Here is a 19,622-nt window from a genome sequence, read left to right as displayed (position 1 = left end):
TACAAACTCGTCAAAAAAATGATCAGTGATATTTCACTGATCATTTTTTTATTATTTAAAGTCTTTCCAAGTAAGATTACTTTCACTTAACAGTTCTTCAAATGATTTATTCTTTTCACGTTCTTTTTGCTCTTTACGCTTTCTCTCTTGCTCAGCTGCCTCTTTTTTCTCTTCTCTCACTTGCAACTCTTTTTTCTTATTCTTTAATTGTTGCATTAGTGAATCGTTCAATTGATCACCTAATGTAAGTGATTCTTTCTCTGGTTTATTCATTTGAGATTGTCTTTGCATTTGTCTTTGTTTCTTTTTCTTCATACTGCTCACCTTTTACTTTTTCCTCTATTATAGAGGATACACGGTGAAATCGACAATAAAAAAGGTACATTACTCTCGCATTCTCTATTATTTATTTTTTGTAAATATGTTAATTTTTCGAAAAAACTAACTTTTATTGTGGATATAATCCTATTAATCTATTAAAATTATGTCGTATGATGTCAGATTATAAAAAAGGAGAAATTAATCATGTGGAAAAAAATTATTCCTGCTGTCGCTATTTTAAGCACCATGACTTTTTCAAGCGTGTTCGCCGCTCCTCCATCTCAGACTCCTGCTGAACAAAACCGATACATAGACGTACAAATGCTTGGTATTAATGATTTCCATGGACAACTAGACACTGTAAAAAAAATTAATAACAAAGAAGCTGGTGGCGCTGAATACTTAGCCACTTATTTAAAAGAACGTAAAAAACAAAATCCTAATACACTTCTTGTGCATGCTGGAGATATTGTCGGTGCTAGTCCACCAGTTTCAGCTTTACTACAAGACGAACCAACTATTGAATTTTTAAATGACTTAAAGTTTGATGTTGGTACAATTGGAAATCATGAATTCGATGAAGGTATTGATGAAATGAAACGCCTCATTTACGGTGGATATCACGAAAAAACAGGGAATTTCGAAGGAGCAAACTTCCCTTATGTCGCTGCAAACTTCTATAATAAATCAACTGGCCGCTTATTTTTACCACCATTTACTGTAAAAATGGTTGATGGAGTTCCTGTAGGATTCATTGGGGTTGTTACAACGGATACACCAAATGTCGTTATGCCCACTATGCTAAAAAATGTACAAATTACTGATGAAGTAGAAGCTATTAATAAATCCACACAACAATTAAAGCGTCTCGGCGTTAAATCTATCGTAGTCCTCGCACATGTTGGAGGTACAACTGATGACACTGGTGTAACAAATGGTGATCTCGTCCGTATTGCAAATGAAACAGACCCTGAAGTTGATGTTATTTTCGGTGGACATAGTCATACGTATGTAAATGGTACTGTAAATAATAAACTTATCGTACAAGCGAATTCTTACGGAATGGCTTTCTCAGACGTAGATGTAACCATTGATAGAAAAACAAAAGATATCGTTAAGAAAAAAGCTGAAGTTATTACAACGTACCATGAAGGTGTAGAGCCTGATAAACAAGTAAAACAAAAATTAGATCAATATAAAGAAAAAATTGCACCGCTTGTAAATGAAGTTTTAGGGAAATCCACAGCACCTATCGACCGTAAACAAAACGATGCTGGTGAATCTACTCTTGGAAATTTAATTGCCGATGCACAGCGCCAAACAATGCAAGCACAAATCGCTCTTATGAATCCCGGTGGCATTCGTAACGATCTAGACGCTGGAGATATTACATGGGGCGAATTATATGGCATTCAACCTTTCGGAAATCAATTAACTAAAGTAGATTTAACAGGTCAAGATATTCGTGATATTTTAAATCAACAATGGCAAAAAGGAGCTACGAGAATGCTCCAAATTTCAGGTATTCAATACACTTGGGATGCAAATAAACCAAATGGCGAAAAGGTTACTAATATCCGTTTAACAAATGGTGAAGAATTAGCTTCCTCTAAAACGTATAGCGTAGTTGCAAATGCTTTTCTAGCTTCTGGCGGTGATGGATTCGTATCCTTTAAAAATGGAAAAAATGCTGAAACTGGTCCGAACGATTTTGAAGCATTAGTCGCTTATGTAAAACAATTGAAAGAACCAATTCAGCCGATTATTGATGGACGTATTCAAAAAATCAACTAAATATTATTCGAATTAGTGCGTGACACTCGAAAGAAGAAGCTCCTTTTATATGCAAGGAGCTTCTTCTTTTATATGCAAGGAGCTTCTTCTTTTATGGTCATACATATTATCGTATTCTTCTAGTGCAGTAATAGATAAGCACATAGCCCCTTATTTCCTCGTAATATACAGAAAACTATACTGAGAGGGTTCATATGTATTTCCGGCCAGACAATTGGGATGCTTTATATCGACAAAACGACAAACCTATTCGTAGTATTGAGAAAGCAATGAATGAACGAAATCAAATCCTTGAAATTCAGCAAGATGAAATAAAATATTCCCACCAATTTGTACAAATTTACAACCTTTTAACTGGTAACAACCCTCAGCCCAAAATCACTGAAGAATGTCCAACTCTTTATTTGAACGGATTAGAATTCGCTATACAAGATGAACAACGCTCTGTTGATTTTTACTTAGTAATTCATAAATGCTTTGTAATTGTTCATAAATTAGTAATTGATAGTCTGTTTTTACATATTGAAGGGCAGTAGCTTTTTGGATTTGCAAATGATGTGGTTCTTCTCCGTCACCTGTAAAAATACGTTTCTTCTGCTCTCCATCATATTCATATCCAACCACCCTTAATTTCTTTGATAATGTATATGGGCTCATTTCAAGCCGTTTCGCTATAATAGCAATTGATTCACGTCTATTTAAAGAATCGATAATTTCTCCAATCGTCACATTCTCCCTCATCTCTTAATTGCCTAAGATTGAAATCTAACCAGTATGTTATGATACAATGATTTTCTAGTAGTATATGCAAAAGAAAGAGCCCGTGCGATTCATACCATTTAAGAAAAGGAGGTTTACATATGCTTTTTCGTAGCCATACCCCTCAGTTTTATAACGAAAAGAAGCAATTAATCCCTAACAGTATCGCTACGATAGAAAGCGTTATGATTAATGATCGGAAACAATCTCTCCTTATACGTGGGCAAAATGTGGATCAGCCTATTTTATTATGCTGTCACGGCGGACCTGGTATGGCTCAAATCGGCTTTATTCGACATTTTCAGAAAGAGTTAGAAAAGCATTTTATCGTGATTAATTGGGATCAACGCGGGGCAGGAAAATCCTTTTTATGGCGGGATATCCAATCGAACTTTACGATTGATCAATTTGTTTCAGATGCAAAAGAAGTCATCCAATATCTTCTTAAAAGGTTCAATAAGCAAAAATTATTTCTCGCTGGTCATTCTTGGGGGAGTATTATCGGACTGAAAATCGCTAGTCAATATCCGGAATATATAGAGGCTTATATCGGCATCGGTCAAATCGTACATATGAAGCAAAATGAGGAATTACTATTTCAACATTTAATTAACTCGGCAAAAAAACATGACCATAAAAAAGCACTAGCCTCTCTTTTAAAATTAGGTAAACCACCCTTTTTAGATACGCGACGTCTCATTATTCAAAGAAAGTGGCTTGGTACATTTGGAGGAGCAATACAAAACGGATCTTCCTTTTCTTTCATACGAAAAGGTTTCTTTTCTCCTGAATATACGATATTAGATTGGTTCAAATTTCTCACAGGAAATTTAAAGTCTGGAGTACTATGGGAAGAGATGCTGACAATCGATTTCTTTTCATCTATTTCAAGTTTAGCTGTTCCGGTTTATTTTTGTTCTGGTCGCTATGATTATCAAACTCCCTATGCACTCGTTCAACAATATTGCGATATCATTCAAGCTCCTATTAAAAAGATGATTTGGTTTCCAAACTCGGCACATTCTCCAGATTTAGAAGAGCCTGAACTATTCGCCCAATCTTTACAATCAATTAAACAAGAGCTATCTTTTCAACATAAATAACGAAAGACACTTTTACATTTTCCAGAAAACAATTTATAATAATATGTCGCAAGCATGTGTAACCACAAAATAGCATACTTCACATGTACTTGCCTTAACAGAATAAAGATTAGGGAGACTACATTTATTATGAACGCTGTACTCATCGCAGTAGCAGTCATGCTATTGCTTAGTTTGTTACGTGTCCAAGTCATTGTCGCCATTATTGTTGGAGCTTTAACAGGCGGACTTATCGGCGGACTTGGTATTTCAGAAACAATTAGCACTTTTACAACCGGTCTCGGAAACAGTGCTCCTATCGCATTAAGCTACGCAATGCTCGGTGGATTTGCTATTTCCCTTTCAAAAACAGGGCTTCCCGATGCAATGATCCAATCAGCCTTAAAATGGATTGGCAACGAACAAGACACAAAAAAACAAGTCTATTCTAAAATACTTATATTATTTATTATTTTAACAATGGCTTGTTTCTCACAAAATATTATCCCTGTTCATATCGCCTTCATCCCGATCTTAATTCCAGCACTTTTAAAAGTATTAAATGAACTGAAAGTGGATCGTAGGCTTGTAACATGTCTTATTACATTTGGTTTGACTACTCCTTACATGTGGGTTCCAGCAGGGTTCGGAAAAATTTATCATGACGTATTGCAAACAAATGCTGCGCAAAGTGGCCTTACATTTGACGTCGCACTTATTCCAAAAGCAATGACTATTCCAGCAATCGGTATGATTATCGGATTATGTGTAGCGGTTTTCATTACATATCGAAACCCACGTACGTATGAAACAGAACACGTTCATGCTGCACAGAATGAAATCGTTCCCTATACGAAAAGAAGCATCACTTTTGGCTTATTATCAATAATCGCTACATTAACTGTTCAATTAGCAACAGAATCAATGATTTTCGGTGCCTTAGCAGGTATTATCGTCTTATCAGTTAGCGGTAGTCTTCCTCTTAAAGAAGCCGATGCTATTTTAACGAGCGGAATGCGTATGATGTCCTTTATCGGATTTGTTATGATTTCTGCCGCTGGATTTGGCGCTGTTCTTCGAAAAACTGGACACGTTGAATCTCTTGTGCAAACGAGTGCGCATATAATCGGAAATAGTAAACCGCTCGCTGCATTTCTTATGCTCGTTATTGGACTTCTCGTGACGATGGGAATTGGTTCATCTTTTTCAACCATCCCAATCTTAACAACAATTTTCGTGCCGTTATGCATCCAGCTCGGATTTAGCCCGATGGCAACAATCGCAATTATCGGGACAGCTGGTGCTCTAGGTGACGCAGGATCTCCAGCATCAGATAGTACACTTGGACCAACTTCCGGTTTAAATGCTGACGGTCAACATCACCATATATGGGATACATGTGTTCCAACTTTTCTACACTATAATATACCGTTACTTATATTCGGCTTTATTGCCGCAATTACACTATAAAAGGTGCGTTTTAAAAACGCACCTTTTACTTTGTTGTTTCTCTCTCAATGAATCTACATTCTGTTTTTACTTCTTCTTGTTCCACCTTCTTCTCTTTTATTTTTCCAATTAACTGCTGAAAAGCTATTTTTCCGTTTTCTTCGATATGGCTTCCAATCGTCGTTAACGATGGGCTTATCCATTCACCCTCCACACTCCCGTTAAATCCAATGATTTGCAACTTACCTGGTATATGAATATTAAGAGTTTTCGCCGCCCTGATTAGCTCAATAGCGACCTTGTCACTCGAAGCTACAATCCCATCTATGTACGGATGCTTTTGCAATATTTCAAGAAACTGTTGATTCGTATACCCTTGTACAATTTCCTCTCGATAAGAAAGTCCTTCTTTCCAAGCAGTGTCTAAAAATCCTGCCACATGCTCTTCCATTTCTTCACTCTCTACCCCCTCACCAATATAAGTAAAAAACTGACAGCCTTTCTCTTTTAATAAAGAAACAGCTTTCTGCCCACTTTCATAATAGCTCATAAGAGATTGCCTTTCCTCAAGCACAACGAAAGGAAGTGAGATTTCTCCTATACTTCGAAAAACAGATTCCGTCATTATAACGCCTGCAATGTTATTTTGCATAAACATATCTATGTATCTATTCTTATTTTCTATATTACAAACTACTACTTGATATCCTTCTTTATATGCTATTTCCTCAACGAAACGGAGCAAAGTGATGTATGATGGATTATGCAAATTATCTACAAGTAATACAACCATCGTTGAAGGCTGTTTAAATAAGGGCTTTGCTGTAGCATTAGGCCTATATTGTAACTCTTCAATTGCTTGCTTTACTTGTTTTACCGTATCTTCATGGACATATCCTTTTTCATTAATAACTCTTGAAACGGTTGCGACTGAAACACCGGCCAATTTTGCAACATCACGTATAGTTGCCACATCGTCACCCCTTAATATGGTAATAGATTACAATTTTAAACTAAACCAAAATATAACATTCGTCAAGGTTATTGTTTTATATTTCTGAAAATTGTTACATAGCTTCCACTTTACTCACAAAATATACTCCAGCTGAATTTCATGTGAAATCGCGATATTATCATAACCAATAAACGGAATTTCTTTCTTTATTTTTCGTGCTTCCTTTACCGCATTAATATATAAGTTCGTCATCATAAAGTTACGTTTCTGATAAAAACGAAGTGCGTTCATATTATCATTCGTCGTAATGAGCCATACTTTTTTACATCCATTCTCCCTTGCTATTTGCAATACACAATCCATCAGTTTTGTACCAATCCCCTTTCCTTCTTCAAGACTATCTAACGATACAATTTCACACATGTTTTCTGTCACTTCACAAGTTATAATTCCCACTATTCTGTCATTTTGAAGCGCAACAAAACCGGGTAACTTTTCCAATCGATGTACTCTGCCCCGTGAGACCATCATTGAGCTTCCCCAGTTTTCACACATAAAATCCTGAATTGTTTCTTTCATTTCTGGTGTAATTTTTTGTATATGAACCATACACGATTTCTCCCCTTTTTATATCATTGTGATACAATGTAAGTGTATCATATGTAGAGGTATTTGGAGGATGAGGTAAAGTATGAAACGTTTTTTTACAGCATTGTTTACTATACTAGGTGCACTAACTGCTATTGGGATTTTCTTTACAAATAAAGTTATGTACTTGAAGAAAAAAACAGAGGAAGAAGTTTTAGAACGCGAAACGAAAAAACATTTTCATTTGGACGATTTTAATGCTATTCAAAAAGAAGAAATTCACATCCCTTCTCAATTTGGATACGAACTTCACGGATATTACATGCCAGCTGGACATTCCAATAAATTTATGATCTTTTGCCACGGTGTGACTGTAAATAAAATGAATTCCGTTAAGTATGCAAACTTATTTTTGAGTAGAGGATATAACGTATTTATTTATGATCATCGTCGCCATGGTAAAACAGGTGGCAAAACGACAAGCTATGGCTATTATGAAAAACATGATTTAAAATCAGTAGTTGACTGGCTAAAAGGTCGTTTCGGAACGAATATTACACTTGGAATTCATGGTGAATCTATGGGTGCTGCAACCCTTCTTCAATATGCAGGACTTGTAGAAGATGGTGCCGATTTTTATATTGCTGATTGTCCTTTCTCTGATTTTTACGGACAATTACAACATCGTTTAAAGGTTGAATTTCATTTGCCAAAATGGCCTTTATTACCTTTAGCAAATGCCTTTTTAAAAGTTCGTGACGGCTATACAATTCGTGAAGTTTCACCAATTGATTGCATAAAAAATATTAACAATCCTGTTCTCTTTATTCATAGTAAAGATGATGACTATATTTTAGCTGATATGACGAAATCACTTTATGAAGCAAAGGAGAATAATAAACAACTTTATATTGCAGAACATGGTGCACACGCTTGCTCTTATAATGAAAATAAAGAAGAGTACGAAGCTGCCATTGACAAATTTTTAAACACATATGTAAAAGAAACAAAAAACAGGCTTGCATAAGCCTGTTTTTTACTGCGCTAAAACGTCTGTAACTTGTTCCATATTTTCAGAAATCCACTTTACTGCCTCATCTAGCGTTGGGAATTCCGTCGTTTGAAAGGTCACCTCATCTTGAAGTAACCAAACATCTTTCGGTTCTTGTCCTACACCTGCGATTGACCAATGAAGTAAACTATATGGATGATTATCATTCAAAAATGATGCCCACGTGCGCTCATTTGCAATATTTTGTAGTGTTCGTAATTGTTTATCCATCTTTCGTCACCTTACTCTAATCAGTTATAAAAGCTATTATAACATTCCCTCTTCTTCCGTACAAAGAACTCTTTTTTATTGTCAAGTCCTCTCCCTGATTATATGATGAGATTAAGCGTTTGGAAAGGAGGGATAACGTTGGCAAAAGTACAAATTAAAGTAAATGATAATGGCTCTTTTCGCGTTACAGGGGACGTGGAATTAGTCGACTCACAAGGGAATGTATTTCCAGAAAAACCGGCATTTTCTTTATGCCGTTGTGGTCTATCAAAAAATATGCCTTATTGCGATGCTTCGCATAAAGGAAAATTCGAATCTGTTGTTAGAGCACCAGAGGCAGAATAATTTTATAAGTAACATGCACATTTTTTGTGCATGTTTTTTCTTTCAATCAACGCCTGTACACACCTTCCCATTACAACATTTCTATTACTTTTGACTCCATTCAAAGCAACATATATTTCCACACAATTCTTCACATTCGAACATTTTCTACTATGCTTTTTTCTTTTTTGTGCTATAATGTGAGCAAACAACATCCTTCGGGGTCGGGTGAAATTCCCAACCGGCGGTGATGAAGCGAAAGCTTTTAAGTCCGTGACCCGTTTTCAACTCGAAAACGGTGGATCTAGTGAAACTCTAGGGCCGACAGTATAGTCTGGATGGGAGAAGGATATGTTTTCTAGTAATTATATATAGCGAATACACTTTTATTTCAGTATGCATATTTTTAAAGGTTCATTTTGAATCTTCATATATGTTTTATTTTGTATACTTATGTTTCTATACTGAAATAAAAAGATACGACTAGCGTTTGAAAAACTCGATATTGTGCTAGGCTTTTTCCTTATGCCAAAATATCAGTCATCGTTAGGTTTCTTTCCTATACTTTCGTATTCGAACTATATTTCTAGAAATCACGTCTCCCAAACCCCAAGGATTTTATATCTTTGGGGTTTTTTGATTTTTTCAGGAGAGGTGAAGAGAATGACAGATCAAGAATATATGAGAATTGCCTTGCAATTAGCACAAGGTACATCAGGACAAACAAGTCCAAATCCTATGGTTGGTGCTGTTGTTGTAAAGGATGGAAATATTGTTGGAATGGGTGCTCACTTATGTGCTGGTGAAGAACACGCTGAAGTTCATGCTCTTCACATGGCTGGTGAAAGAGCAAAAGGCGCTACCGTTTATGTAACACTTGAACCGTGTAGCCATTTTGGAAAAACACCACCTTGTTGTGAATTACTCATTGAAAAAGGAGTACAGCGTGTTGTAATTGCTACCCTTGATTGCAATCCACTCGTTTCCGTTAATGGAAAAAGGAGATTAGAAGCATCCGGAATCGAGGTAACTACCGGTGTTCTTGAAACGGAGGCAACTTTATTAAATCGATACTTTTTTCACTATATGAAAACGAAACGTCCATTTGTAACAATAAAAACAGCAATGAGCTTAGATGGAAAAACAGCGACTGTAACCGGTGAAAGTAAGTGGATTACAGGTGAAGAAGCGCGAGCTGATGTTCATCGATATCGTCATATGCATGATGCTATCCTTGTCGGTGTGAATACAGTTATAACTGATAATCCACACTTAACAACAAGAATTCCAAACGGAGGTAAACATCCTATACGCGTTATTTTAGATACCCACTTACGAACGCCGCCATCTTCTCATGTCATAACAGATGGCTTAGCTCCGACATGGATTATTGTCGGTAAGGATGTAAATAAAGAGCAAATAGCATCTTATGAATCTAACAATATAGCTGTATTCCAAATGAAAACGAAGCAAATTGAAGTACAAGATGTCCTATCCCTACTCGGGGAGAAACAAATTCTTTCTCTATTCGTTGAAGGTGGTCAAACGGTACATGCAAGTTTCTTAAAAACAAATAGTTTTAATGAAATTGTGACCTATATAAGCCCGAGATTAATCGGTGGAAAAGATGCACCTACTTTATTTGGCGGAAATGGTTTTTCAAAATTACAAGATGCACTTCCCTTAACAATTCAAGAGATGAAACAAATTGGTAATGATATAAAAATTGTTGCAACCTTAAAAAGCGAGGTGACGGAATGTTTACAGGAATTGTAGAAGAGTTAGGAACGATATCAAGCATGACTCAAAGTGGGGAAGCAATGAAGTTAACTATTAGCGCAAATCAAATTTTATCAGATGTCAAGTTAGGTGATAGCATCGCAGTTAACGGGATTTGCTTAACCGTGACTCATTTTACGACTACTTCATTCACGGTCGATGCAATGCCTGAAACTATGAAAGCAACATCACTTCGTATGCTAAAGCCAAGTGCCAAAGTGAATTTAGAACGGGCAATGGCTGCGAACGGACGATTCGGTGGACATTTCGTCACCGGACATATAGATGGCATCGGTACGATTTTAACTAAAAAACAACATTACAATGCCATCTATTACAAAATAGCAATTTCTGATGAATTATTACGCTATTGTTTGCATAAAGGATCCGTTTCTGTTGATGGCACTAGTTTGACAATATTTGATATAGACGAATCTTCAATTACAATCTCACTCATCCCACACACAGTAAGCGAATCTGTCATCGGAGAAAAAAAAGCCGGAGATATCGTAAATATTGAGTGTGACATGATTGGTAAATATATTGAACGCTTTATTTCAAAACCGGTAAAAAAAACAGATTCAATGACCGAAAGCTTTTTACAAGAAAACGGATTTCTATAAGGGGGAAGCACAATGTTTCATCGTATTGAAGAAGCTCTAGAAGATTTAAAACAAGGAAAAGTCGTTATCGTATGTGATGATGAAAACCGAGAAAATGAAGGCGATTTTATTGCTTTAGCAGAGTTCATTACACCAGAAACGATTAATTTTATGATTACACACGGTCGTGGCCTCGTTTGCGTACCGATTACAGAACAATGTGCAGAGCGTCTACAGTTAGAACCAATGGTTTCTCATAATACAGATTCACATCATACTGCGTTTACAGTAAGTATTGATCATATTTCTACAACTACAGGGATTAGCGCTCACGAACGGGCAACTACGATACAAGAATTGTTAAATCCTACATCAAAAAGTGCTGATTTCAATCGCCCTGGACATATCTTTCCATTAATTGCGAAAGAAGGCGGTGTCTTGCGTCGTGCTGGTCATACAGAAGCTGCTGTCGATTTAGCCAAACTTTGCGGAGCAGAACCAGCTGGGGTCATTTGCGAGATTATAAATGAAGATGGGACGATGGCACGTGTACCTGATTTACTGCAGTGCGCAAAACAATTTGATATAAAAATGATTACAATTGAAGATTTGATTGCTTATCGCCGCCATCATGAAACGCTTGTAACGAGAGAAGTGGAAATTACATTACCTACTGATTTCGGTACGTTTCATGCAATTGGCTATTCTAACTCATTAGACACGAAAGAACATATCGCACTCGTAAAAGGTGATATTTCAACAGGTGATCATATACTTGTACGTGTCCATTCAGAATGCTTAACAGGTGATGTATTCGGTTCGTGCCGCTGTGACTGCGGACCACAGCTACATGCTGCGCTTGCTCAAATTGAGCGTGAGGGAAAAGGGGTTCTTCTCTACATGAGACAAGAAGGACGCGGCATTGGGCTTCTTAATAAGCTTCGCGCTTATAAATTACAAGAAGAAGGCTTTGATACTGTAGAAGCAAATGAAAAACTCGGGTTCCCAGCAGATCTTCGTGATTACGGTATTGGCGCTCAAATTTTAAAAGATTTAGGCTTACAAAGGTTACGATTATTAACGAATAATCCACGAAAAATTGCTGGCTTACAAGGTTACGATTTAGAAGTAATCGAGCGTGTACCGTTGCAAATGCCAGCAAAAGAAGAAAATAAAACGTATTTACAAACGAAAGTAAACAAATTAGGACATTTATTAAACTTATAATTAAGGGAGAGATAAAATATGGTATTCGAAGGTCATTTAGTTGGTACAGGTTTAAAAGTTGGGGTTGTTGTTGGACGTTTTAATGAGTTTATTACAAGCAAGTTACTCGGCGGGGCTTTAGATGGATTAAAGCGCCACGGTGTAGAAGAAAATGATATTGACGTTGCATGGGTTCCTGGTGCATTCGAAATTCCTTTGATCGCTAAAAAGATGGCCAATAGCGGAAAGTATGATGCTGTTATTACATTAGGTACAGTAATCCGTGGTGCTACAACACATTACGATTACGTTTGTAATGAAGTAGCAAAAGGTGTTGCGTCTTTATCACTACAAACGGACATTCCAGTTATTTTCGGTGTATTAACGACAGAAACAATTGAACAAGCGATTGAACGTGCAGGTACAAAGGCTGGTAATAAAGGGTATGAATCAGCAGTTGCTGCAATCGAAATGGCTCACTTATCAAAACAATGGGCTTAAAAAAAGAGGCTACGGCCTCTTTTTTTATTTTATTTTTTCACCTTTTTCGTACATCTTCTATTAATTCATCCATCGTTTTTCCTTCTGTTTTTATACGAAGAGTTTGTGCTGTTCTCCACACATTTTCTCTCTTTTTCGCTTCTTCTATAATAGTAAGTTCTTTCCGCACTTCTTTTAAATCTTTTCCTTCTGTTTCAAGTCCAAAATGCTCAGCTTTCGTTCGAAAATGTTGTTCAATTCTTTGTTGCATTTCTTTTTGTTCAGGATTTTCAGCCGCCTTAACTGGATCAGCACTTATCGCTTTTATTAAAATAAGGCAAGTCATAATAGCTAATATATATTTGTGCATGTAAAATCCTCCAACCCAATATAAATTACTTTTTTACTATGTACAATTGGGGCTTGGAAAATTCGTCCACAAAAATTCTTTTTCTCGATTAAAAAGCAATAGTATCAAGCGTTAATGGCTTTTTATTACATTTTATTTACAAAAAAAGCAAACTCTTAAAAGAGTTTACTTTTCATCTATATTATAGTGCACATTCTTCAATCTCAAATCCTAAATCTTCAATCATACCCCAGTCCGCAGTCGGCTCTTGTCCAGCTGTCGTTAAATAATCGCCGACAAAAATAGAGTTTGCTGCAAATAAACCGAGCGGCTGTACAGAACGTAAATTGATTTCGCGTCCTCCTGAAATACGAATTTCTTTTGTTGGGTTTACAAAACGTATCATCGCCAACACTTTTAAACATTCTACAGGTGTTAACTCTTTTTGTCCTTCAAGCGGCGTCCCCTTTACAGCAACAAGGAAATTGCAAGGAATAGAATCTGCATCTATACGTTGTAATTCAAAGGCAATTTCAGCACGTTGTTCAATTGTTTCTCCCATTCCAAAAATCGCCCCAGAACATGGTGAAATGCCGGCTTGCTTCGCTTTTTGAACTGTATCAACACGATCGTCATACGTATGAGTTGAGCAAATACTATCATAATTATTTTCATGTGTATTTAAGTTGTGGTTATAACGATGCACACCAGCCTCTGCTAAACGTCCTGCTTGATCTTCGTTTAAGAAACCTAAACAACAACAAATCTTCAAATCTGTCGTTTCACGAATCTCCTTAACTGCTCCAATTACGTGATTTACTTCTTTATCCGTCGGACGACGTCCAGATGCTACAATACAATATGTACCTGCTTTACGGCGAATTGCTTCATGTGCTCCTTCTACAATTTTCTCCTGCGTTAACCATGCATATTTATCAATCGGTGCTTCTGAAATAATAGACTGTGAACAATACCCGCAATCTTCAGGACATAAGCCTGATTTCGTATTAATAATCATATTCAATTTTACTTTCTTACCAAAATGATGATGGCGAATGATATAAGCTGCATTCATAATTTCTAAAACTTCTGTGTCATCAGCTTCTAATATCGCTATTGCATCTTCTTTCGTAATCATTTTCTCTTCTACTACGTCGTATGCAAGTTTTTTCCAATCCCTTTTTGTTTGTACTTGTTTCATTTCATCTCTTCCCCTCTTTTGTTATATACGTAAATAAAGCATGATATGTTGCCATTATCCCTTCTTTTCCCGTGAAATCTCTTTCGTATATTCGAAGCATCGTCCGAAAGAGTGAAGGACTTTGACAATACGATTCTTCATTACTATTGGTCGCTCCTACTTTTCGAATAGAATGTAGAAACTCCCTAACTTCTGTAAATCTTTCTATGTAACATGTTTCAGAAACATGTACATCTCCTAATGGTATTTTGCATATATTTACCAACTGTTCTCTCGAAACGAAGCGTTGTCCAATTGAAGTACAATTGTGTATCCCCTTTTCTTTCTTAGCACGTTGGAAAGACGTATGTAATTCTTGGAAAGTCGTATTACCAAACGTTGAAAATAATAATATTCCCTCTTCAGACAAATGGCTAAATAAATTTTTCACTGTCGCTTTTAGATCATTTAGCCATTGAAATGTAGCATTTGAAATAATGACATCATATGAATCTTCTAATTTTAATTTCTCAATATCTTCACATCTAAATACAACATTCTCTACTTGTTTCCTAGCCTTCGCCACTGCAATCATCTCATTAGCAAAATCAACAGCTGTAATATGTGCTTTCGGAAATGAATTTGATAATTGCTCTGTTACATATCCAGTTCCACATCCAAGTTCTAAAATACGTATCGATGATGCTTCACTGTACCTTTCTTGCAATATAGAAAGTAACGATTGTGCCATTTTCTTTTGCACGTTTGCATATTGATCGTAAGATACCGCCGCCCCGTTAAACCGTTTTTGCAGTAACATTTTGTTGATCATGTCGTATCCCCTCTACAAATTGAATTATTTCATTTGCACAATATTCAAAATTTGTTATGCATAATGCATGCCCAGCCCCGCTTACTACTTTTAGCGTAGCGTTCGTATTCTTCGTCATACTATGAGCTGCAGACAATGGACATATTACATCCTGCTCTCCATGAAGGAGTAACAACGGGGCTTTAATATCTGTTAATTCATTTCTCATATCTGTTTCTATTAAATAATCTAAACCTAATTGCAAAGACTGAATCGTGTCTCCTTTAAATTGCATTGTAAGCTCTTCAAAATTCTTATTCTCTTTTAACTCATTTTTTGTAAACATATTTTCATAGAAGCGCTGTAGCGTACTTTCTTTCTGCCTTGCTAAATTCTTTTTCATACGTTCTACAAATGAAGCATTCCACCCACTTGTATAGTCGCTAGTAATTGTAAATTTAGCAGTACCACCTATTAAAACTATACCTTTTGCCTTAATCTTTTTATAAGATTGGATAGCGGCTAGCGCTCCTAATGACCACCCAACTAAAATCACATTTTCATCATTTGCTGCATCTATGATGCGCCCCGCAAATTCACTACTTTCTTTCACATTACGCCACTCTACACATTGAACAGAATATCCTTTAAAATACGGCAGAACTAAAGTCCAAACCTCTTCTTCCATTCCCCATCCAGGAATAAAAATAATCTTCAGCTCTTTCATACTAAAAACCCCTCTTCTTTACCAATACGAATAATATGTTGCGTTGCCCATCTTAAATTGGCCCTTGTATGTTGTGACGTAACTGCAAAGCGAATTCGGGAACTATTGACCGGAACAGTTGGCGGGCGAATTGCAATTGCTGTAATGCCTATCTCTTGCAATTTTTCACTAAAGCGTAGGGCATTTTCATTTGAACCGACTACAATCGGTACAATATGAGTTGAGCTATTCCCAATATCAAAACCTGCTTCTCCTAAACGGTTCCTGAAGTACGCACCATTCGCTATAAGGTTCTCTCTTCTTTCGTGATCTTCTTTCACAATCTCAATTGCTTTTTGTATCGCTCCTAATGTTCCTGGTGGTAAGGCTGTAGTAAAAATAAAGCTCCTCATCATATTTTGTAAATACTCTATATAAATTGCATCACCTGTTAAATACGCACCATAACACCCTAAAGCCTTACTAAACGTCCCCATATGTATATCAATTTTTTGAGCAATATCTTTTTCTATATGAGATAATCCAGCTCCACTAATTCCGTATATTCCACTCGCATGCGCTTCATCAACTATAATGATTGCCCCGTATTTCTCTTTAAGCTGCACTAAACCTCTCAAATATGCAGTATCACCATCCATACTAAAAACAGTATCTGTTACGATTAATTTCTTCTTTTCAGGTGACGCTATTTTCAACAGCTTCTCTAAATGATCCAAATCATTATGACGATACCTTTTATGTTCTGCCCCGCTTAATATAATTCCATCAACAATACTTGCATGATTTAATTTATCACTAAAAACAATATCATGACGACCAACTAACGAAGCAATCGCTCCAACATTCGCGGTATATCCACTATTTACAATTAAGGATCTTTCAGTACCTTTCCAATTACATATACTTCTCTCAACCTCGTCATACAGTGGATAATTTCCTACAACGAGACGAGATGCTGTCGCTCCAGTTCCATATTTTTTTGTACAGACAATAGCAGCTTCTTTCAACCTTTCATCTCCAGCTAATCCTAAATAATTATTTGATGCTAAATTTAGCATCCTTTTCTTATCTCGAATAAGCCATGTCTCTTCTGCTTGCTCTGTCACATGCAAATTGCGATACTGCCCTTGCTCATTTAATTGTTGTAATTTAGATTGAAGATGTGTGCGCCACATTTGATTCATTTTGGACGAACTCCTCTAATTTTGAAATCATAATATGTTCTTTTGCCGATTCCAATACTTCTTCTTTTGTAAACTCACCTTCAAAGAATGGTAATAAACCTAAAACCGGTACCCCACTCAATTCTTCAATCATTTCTTTATTTTCTTGTACTCTTTCCATTTCACATTCTTTACAACCAGATAAAATGACACCTGCCACTGTTAATCCTTGTGCCTTTGCGTAAGCTATTGTTAAAATTGTATGATTTACTGTTCCTAGTGTAGGACGTGCTACTACAATAAGAGGCAGCTTTAACTCTTTTGCGAAATCGATTACTAGAGCGTCTTCTGTATATGGGACGGCAAGCCCACCAGCTCCTTCTACAAATAAGCTATTAAACTCTTTTAATAACTCTTCATAGTGCGCAATAATATCTTTTAACTTTACGACTCTTCCAGCTCTTTTCATGGCAAGTCTCGGAGCAAGTGGTTCTTCAATTGAATAAGGGCAAATTTCATCTTCTTTTGTCGGTACACCCGATAATGCTTTTAACCTTGCTGCATCCCCATCTGGATTTGACGCAACATGTCCACTTTGCAACGGTTTAAATACACCAACATTATACCCACGCTCACGAAATATACCTGCTAAGGCCCCTGCCACTACAGTTTTTCCAACTTCCGTATCTGTTGCTGTTATAAAGAAACCACTCATCATTCTTCCTCCGTAACATCTGAGATTGCTTTATATAAAATGCGTAACATCTCATCAATTTCAGCCATTGTAGATGCAAGAGGAGGCATAAATACAATGGTGTTACCAAGTGGACGTAAAATCATGCCTAACTCTCTTGAACGTTTACACACTTGAACGCCGACTCTTTCTGTCCATTCAAACGATTCTTTCGTTTCCTTATTTTTAACAAGTTCAATGCCAACCATTAGCCCGCACTGACGAATATCTCCTACGTGCTTATATTCATTAAGCGCTTCTAATTGTTTTGCTACATATTCCGTTTTATACGCAACATCTTCTATTAAATTAGTTTTTTCGTATAGTTCTAAATTTGCAATTGCTACAGCGCACCCTAACGGATTCCCTGTATAACTATGACCATGGAAAAACGTTTTTTGTTCTTCATAGTCTCCTAAAAAGGCATTATAAATTTCATCTGTCGTTACCGTAATCGCCACCGGTAAATAACCACCTGTTAAACCTTTTCCCGCAGTTAAAATGTCTGGCGTCACATTCTCATGTTCACATGCAAACATTTTTCCGGTACGTCCAAATCCCGTCGCTACCTCATCTGTAATAAATAATACATTGTATTTTGTACATAAATCGCGAAGCCCTTTTAAATATCCTTTCGGCATTGTAATCATCCCGCCAGCACCTTGCATTAATGGCTCCACAATAATCGCTGCTACTTCTTCATGTTTTTCTTTCAGTAGCTCTTCCATTTCTTCTAAATGTTTTTTCACAATTTGTTCCTTATTATCTCCATAAGGAGAACGATATGTATACGGATAAGGCATTTTAATTGCTTCAAATAAGAGCGAACTATACATTTGGTGAAACAAGTCTATTGCTCCTACTGAAACAGCACCAATTGTATCACCGTGATATGCTTCTTTTAATGTAACAAATCTTTGTTTTCTCGGTTTCCCTTTATGCTGCCAATATTGAAAAGCCATCTTAATTGCAATTTCAACAGCGGTTGAACCAGAGTCTGAATAAAATACTTTCTTCAAGCCTTCTGGTACAACATCAATTATTTTTTCTGCTAATAAAATAGATGGAACGTTAGCAAGTCCCAACATAGTAGAATGTGCAATTTTATTTAATTGCTCACGAATTGCTTCATCTAGTTCCGGTACTTGATGCCCATGCACATTTAACCAAATAGACGAAACACCGTCCCAATATTCATTTCCATTTACATCGTATAGCTTTCTTCCCTCTCCACGTTCAATAATGACAGGATCTTCTTCTAAATAATCTTTCATTTGTGTAAATGGATGCCATACATAGGCTTTATTTTTCTCCGATAATTCTTCATATGTATAAGGTAATTTTTCATTCGTATTACTACTAACAGTCACAATTGTCACCCCTAATGTTAACTAGTTTATAAATACAGTTAACATTAAATCTAAATGACTGTCAATTATTTTTAAATCAAAAGGTTCTTAAAAAAGAACAACTTATCATACGATAAGTTGTTCTACCTTCCATGCTTTACCTTTCCAATTTCTAAAATAATTTCTTCATCTTTTTTTCCTTCTGTATCAATTCCAAGTTGTTTTGCATGCTCAATTAATAGATCGTGTCGCTGCTCAAATCTGGCAGTGTCTACTTCTTTTTCAATCACTTCTTTTGTTTTTCCCTCGGTAGAAACCCCTAGTTTCGCTGCTGTTTTTTCCATTGATTTCTTCTCTTCAGCTTCTTTTACTTTTTTCACTTCTGACTGCTGTATTTTGTATTTGTCTGGTTGGTCTGAGGAGGCTGCAAAAGCTGTGTAAATTCCAGCACCACCCCCAACAACTAATAAGGTTGTAAAAAGAACTATTTTTTTCTTCACTCTTTTCTCCCCCTTTCACTTTCATTATAACGCACAATTTTGGCGCTTTAAAAACATTTCGCCTTTATTTCTTTTAAAAAATCTTGAATATTTTTATTGACATGTAAGACGAATATATGATAAAAATTTAACTAACATCATATGAATCGGCGTTGATAGGATTTAGTAGTATTTCGATTTCTGATTTCA

General features: G+C 36.3%; 21 protein-coding genes, 2 pseudogenes, 1 riboswitch and 1 other annotated feature (1 of these 25 running past the window's edge). Of the genes and pseudogenes, 10 read left to right on the top strand and 13 right to left on the bottom strand.

From position 1 onward, the window contains the following. Positions 1-51 precede the first annotated feature (51 nt). Positions 52-315, bottom strand: coding sequence for a YqkE family protein (locus tag U860_RS0121505; RefSeq protein ID WP_025150128.1), 264 nt, complete (start codon positions 313-315; stop codon positions 52-54). 210 nt (positions 316-525) lie between these two features. Between U860_RS0121505 and U860_RS0121500 the strand changes: the two genes are divergently transcribed. Both U860_RS0121500 and U860_RS36005 read left to right on the top strand, forming a co-directional pair. Then, positions 526-2,115 (top strand): 5'-nucleotidase C-terminal domain-containing protein, encoded by a 1,590-nt coding sequence (locus tag U860_RS0121500; RefSeq protein ID WP_025150127.1) that lies wholly within the window; start codon positions 526-528, stop codon positions 2,113-2,115. Positions 2,116-2,309: 194 nt separating this feature from the next. Continuing rightward, positions 2,310-2,582 (top strand): annotated as a pseudogene (locus U860_RS36005) (ferritin-like domain-containing protein); the annotation flags it as partial. Here the strand turns inward: U860_RS36005 and U860_RS0121495 are convergent. Next, positions 2,542-2,844, bottom strand: a pseudogene (locus U860_RS0121495) (CopG family transcriptional regulator); the annotation flags it as partial. The pseudogenes U860_RS36005 and U860_RS0121495 sit on opposite strands and share 41 nt — an antisense overlap. A 131-nt stretch (positions 2,845-2,975) precedes the next feature. Between U860_RS0121495 and U860_RS0121490 the strand changes: the two are divergent. Both U860_RS0121490 and U860_RS0121485 read left to right on the top strand, forming a co-directional pair. After that, positions 2,976-3,977, top strand: coding sequence for an alpha/beta hydrolase (locus U860_RS0121490; RefSeq protein ID WP_025150126.1), 1,002 nt, complete (start codon positions 2,976-2,978; stop codon positions 3,975-3,977). A 129-nt stretch (positions 3,978-4,106) separates the two neighbouring features. Then, entirely contained in the window at positions 4,107-5,426 is a 1,320-nt protein-coding gene (locus U860_RS0121485; RefSeq protein ID WP_025150125.1) for a Na+/H+ antiporter family protein, read from the top strand. 25 nt (positions 5,427-5,451) lie between these two features. On the opposite strand, the gene U860_RS0121480 is transcribed toward U860_RS0121485, so the two are convergent. Together U860_RS0121480 and U860_RS0121475 are read right to left on the bottom strand one after the other, a co-directional pair. After that, positions 5,452-6,378, bottom strand: coding sequence for a LacI family DNA-binding transcriptional regulator (locus U860_RS0121480; protein ID WP_025150124.1), 927 nt, complete (start codon positions 6,376-6,378; stop codon positions 5,452-5,454). Between the two features lie 114 nt (positions 6,379-6,492). Continuing rightward, entirely contained in the window at positions 6,493-6,969 is a 477-nt protein-coding gene (locus tag U860_RS0121475; protein WP_025150123.1) for a GNAT family N-acetyltransferase, read from the bottom strand. A gap of 82 nt (positions 6,970-7,051) precedes the next feature. Between U860_RS0121475 and U860_RS0121470 the strand changes: the two genes are divergently transcribed. Further along, positions 7,052-7,975, top strand: coding sequence for an alpha/beta hydrolase (locus U860_RS0121470; protein ID WP_025150122.1), 924 nt, complete (start codon positions 7,052-7,054; stop codon positions 7,973-7,975). Between the two features lie 9 nt (positions 7,976-7,984). Here U860_RS0121470 and U860_RS0121465 read toward each other — a convergent pair whose 3' ends face one another. Next, positions 7,985-8,230, bottom strand: coding sequence for a DUF2552 family protein (locus U860_RS0121465; RefSeq protein WP_002173336.1), 246 nt, complete (start codon positions 8,228-8,230; stop codon positions 7,985-7,987). A 102-nt stretch (positions 8,231-8,332) separates the two neighbouring features. On the opposite strand from U860_RS0121465, the gene U860_RS0121460 reads away from it, so the two are divergent. The 5 genes from U860_RS0121460 to ribH all read left to right on the top strand — a co-directional run bounded on the left by U860_RS0121460 (position 8,333) and on the right by ribH (position 12,642). Then, positions 8,333-8,575 (top strand): CDGSH iron-sulfur domain-containing protein, encoded by a 243-nt coding sequence (locus tag U860_RS0121460; RefSeq protein WP_115610335.1) that lies wholly within the window; start codon positions 8,333-8,335, stop codon positions 8,573-8,575. A gap of 189 nt (positions 8,576-8,764) precedes the next feature. Continuing rightward, positions 8,765-8,908: riboswitch (FMN riboswitch) on the top strand. 309 nt (positions 8,909-9,217) lie between these two features. Then, entirely contained in the window at positions 9,218-10,330 is a 1,113-nt protein-coding gene (gene ribD / locus U860_RS0121455) for a bifunctional diaminohydroxyphosphoribosylaminopyrimidine deaminase/5-amino-6-(5-phosphoribosylamino)uracil reductase RibD (protein ID WP_025150120.1), read from the top strand. Further along, positions 10,312-10,956, top strand: a complete 645-nt coding sequence (ribE, locus tag U860_RS0121450) for a riboflavin synthase (RefSeq protein WP_025150119.1) — start codon at positions 10,312-10,314, stop codon at positions 10,954-10,956. Before ribD ends, ribE begins: the two co-directional genes overlap by 19 nt. A 12-nt stretch (positions 10,957-10,968) precedes the next feature. Continuing rightward, on the top strand, positions 10,969-12,162 hold the full coding sequence (gene ribBA, locus U860_RS0121445; RefSeq protein WP_025150118.1) for a bifunctional 3,4-dihydroxy-2-butanone 4-phosphate synthase/GTP cyclohydrolase II: 1,194 nt from the start codon (positions 10,969-10,971) through the stop codon (positions 12,160-12,162). Between the two features lie 18 nt (positions 12,163-12,180). Then, positions 12,181-12,642: a 6,7-dimethyl-8-ribityllumazine synthase gene (ribH, locus tag U860_RS0121440; RefSeq protein ID WP_000230892.1), complete on the top strand. Its 462-nt coding sequence runs from the start codon at positions 12,181-12,183 to the stop codon at positions 12,640-12,642. A gap of 37 nt (positions 12,643-12,679) precedes the next feature. Here ribH and U860_RS0121435 read toward each other — a convergent pair whose 3' ends face one another. From U860_RS0121435 to U860_RS0121400, 8 genes are all read right to left on the bottom strand, one after another. After that, positions 12,680-12,991, bottom strand: coding sequence for a hypothetical protein (locus U860_RS0121435; protein ID WP_029953051.1), 312 nt, complete (start codon positions 12,989-12,991; stop codon positions 12,680-12,682). A 181-nt stretch (positions 12,992-13,172) separates the two neighbouring features. Further along, a complete protein-coding gene (gene bioB, locus U860_RS0121430) occupies positions 13,173-14,171 on the bottom strand; it encodes a biotin synthase (protein WP_025150117.1) in 999 nt (332 codons plus the stop codon). Position 14,172: 1 nt separating this feature from the next. After that, positions 14,173-14,982, bottom strand: a complete 810-nt coding sequence (gene bioC, locus U860_RS0121425) for a malonyl-ACP O-methyltransferase BioC (protein WP_025150116.1) — start codon at positions 14,980-14,982, stop codon at positions 14,173-14,175. Further along, the gene (locus tag U860_RS0121420; protein ID WP_025150115.1) at positions 14,948-15,688 is read right to left on the bottom strand and encodes an alpha/beta hydrolase; all 741 of its coding nucleotides are present in this window, start codon (positions 15,686-15,688) and stop codon (positions 14,948-14,950) included. Before U860_RS0121420 ends, bioC begins: the two co-directional genes overlap by 35 nt. Continuing rightward, positions 15,685-16,872 (bottom strand): 8-amino-7-oxononanoate synthase, encoded by a 1,188-nt coding sequence (gene bioF / locus U860_RS0121415; protein ID WP_025150114.1) that lies wholly within the window; start codon positions 16,870-16,872, stop codon positions 15,685-15,687. Before bioF ends, U860_RS0121420 begins: the two co-directional genes overlap by 4 nt. Then, entirely contained in the window at positions 16,838-17,566 is a 729-nt protein-coding gene (gene bioD, locus U860_RS0121410) for a dethiobiotin synthase (protein WP_025150113.1), read from the bottom strand. The genes bioF and bioD overlap by 35 nt, the downstream gene beginning before the upstream one ends. Continuing rightward, positions 17,566-18,954: an adenosylmethionine--8-amino-7-oxononanoate transaminase gene (gene bioA / locus U860_RS0121405; RefSeq protein WP_025150112.1), complete on the bottom strand. Its 1,389-nt coding sequence runs from the start codon at positions 18,952-18,954 to the stop codon at positions 17,566-17,568. Before bioA ends, bioD begins: the two co-directional genes overlap by 1 nt. 122 nt (positions 18,955-19,076) lie before the next feature. After that, positions 19,077-19,433, bottom strand: coding sequence for a hypothetical protein (locus U860_RS0121400; RefSeq protein ID WP_025150111.1), 357 nt, complete (start codon positions 19,431-19,433; stop codon positions 19,077-19,079). 143 nt (positions 19,434-19,576) lie between these two features. Next, positions 19,577-19,622: a binding site (T-box leader), on the top strand; it runs 175 nt beyond the window's last position.

Source organism: Bacillus sp. H1a (assembly GCF_000633475.1).
Classification (GTDB): domain Bacteria; phylum Bacillota; class Bacilli; order Bacillales; family Bacillaceae_G; genus Bacillus_A; species Bacillus_A paramycoides.
Note: the sequence above shows the minus strand (reverse complement) of the source record. Positions and strands in the feature narration are given on the sequence as shown.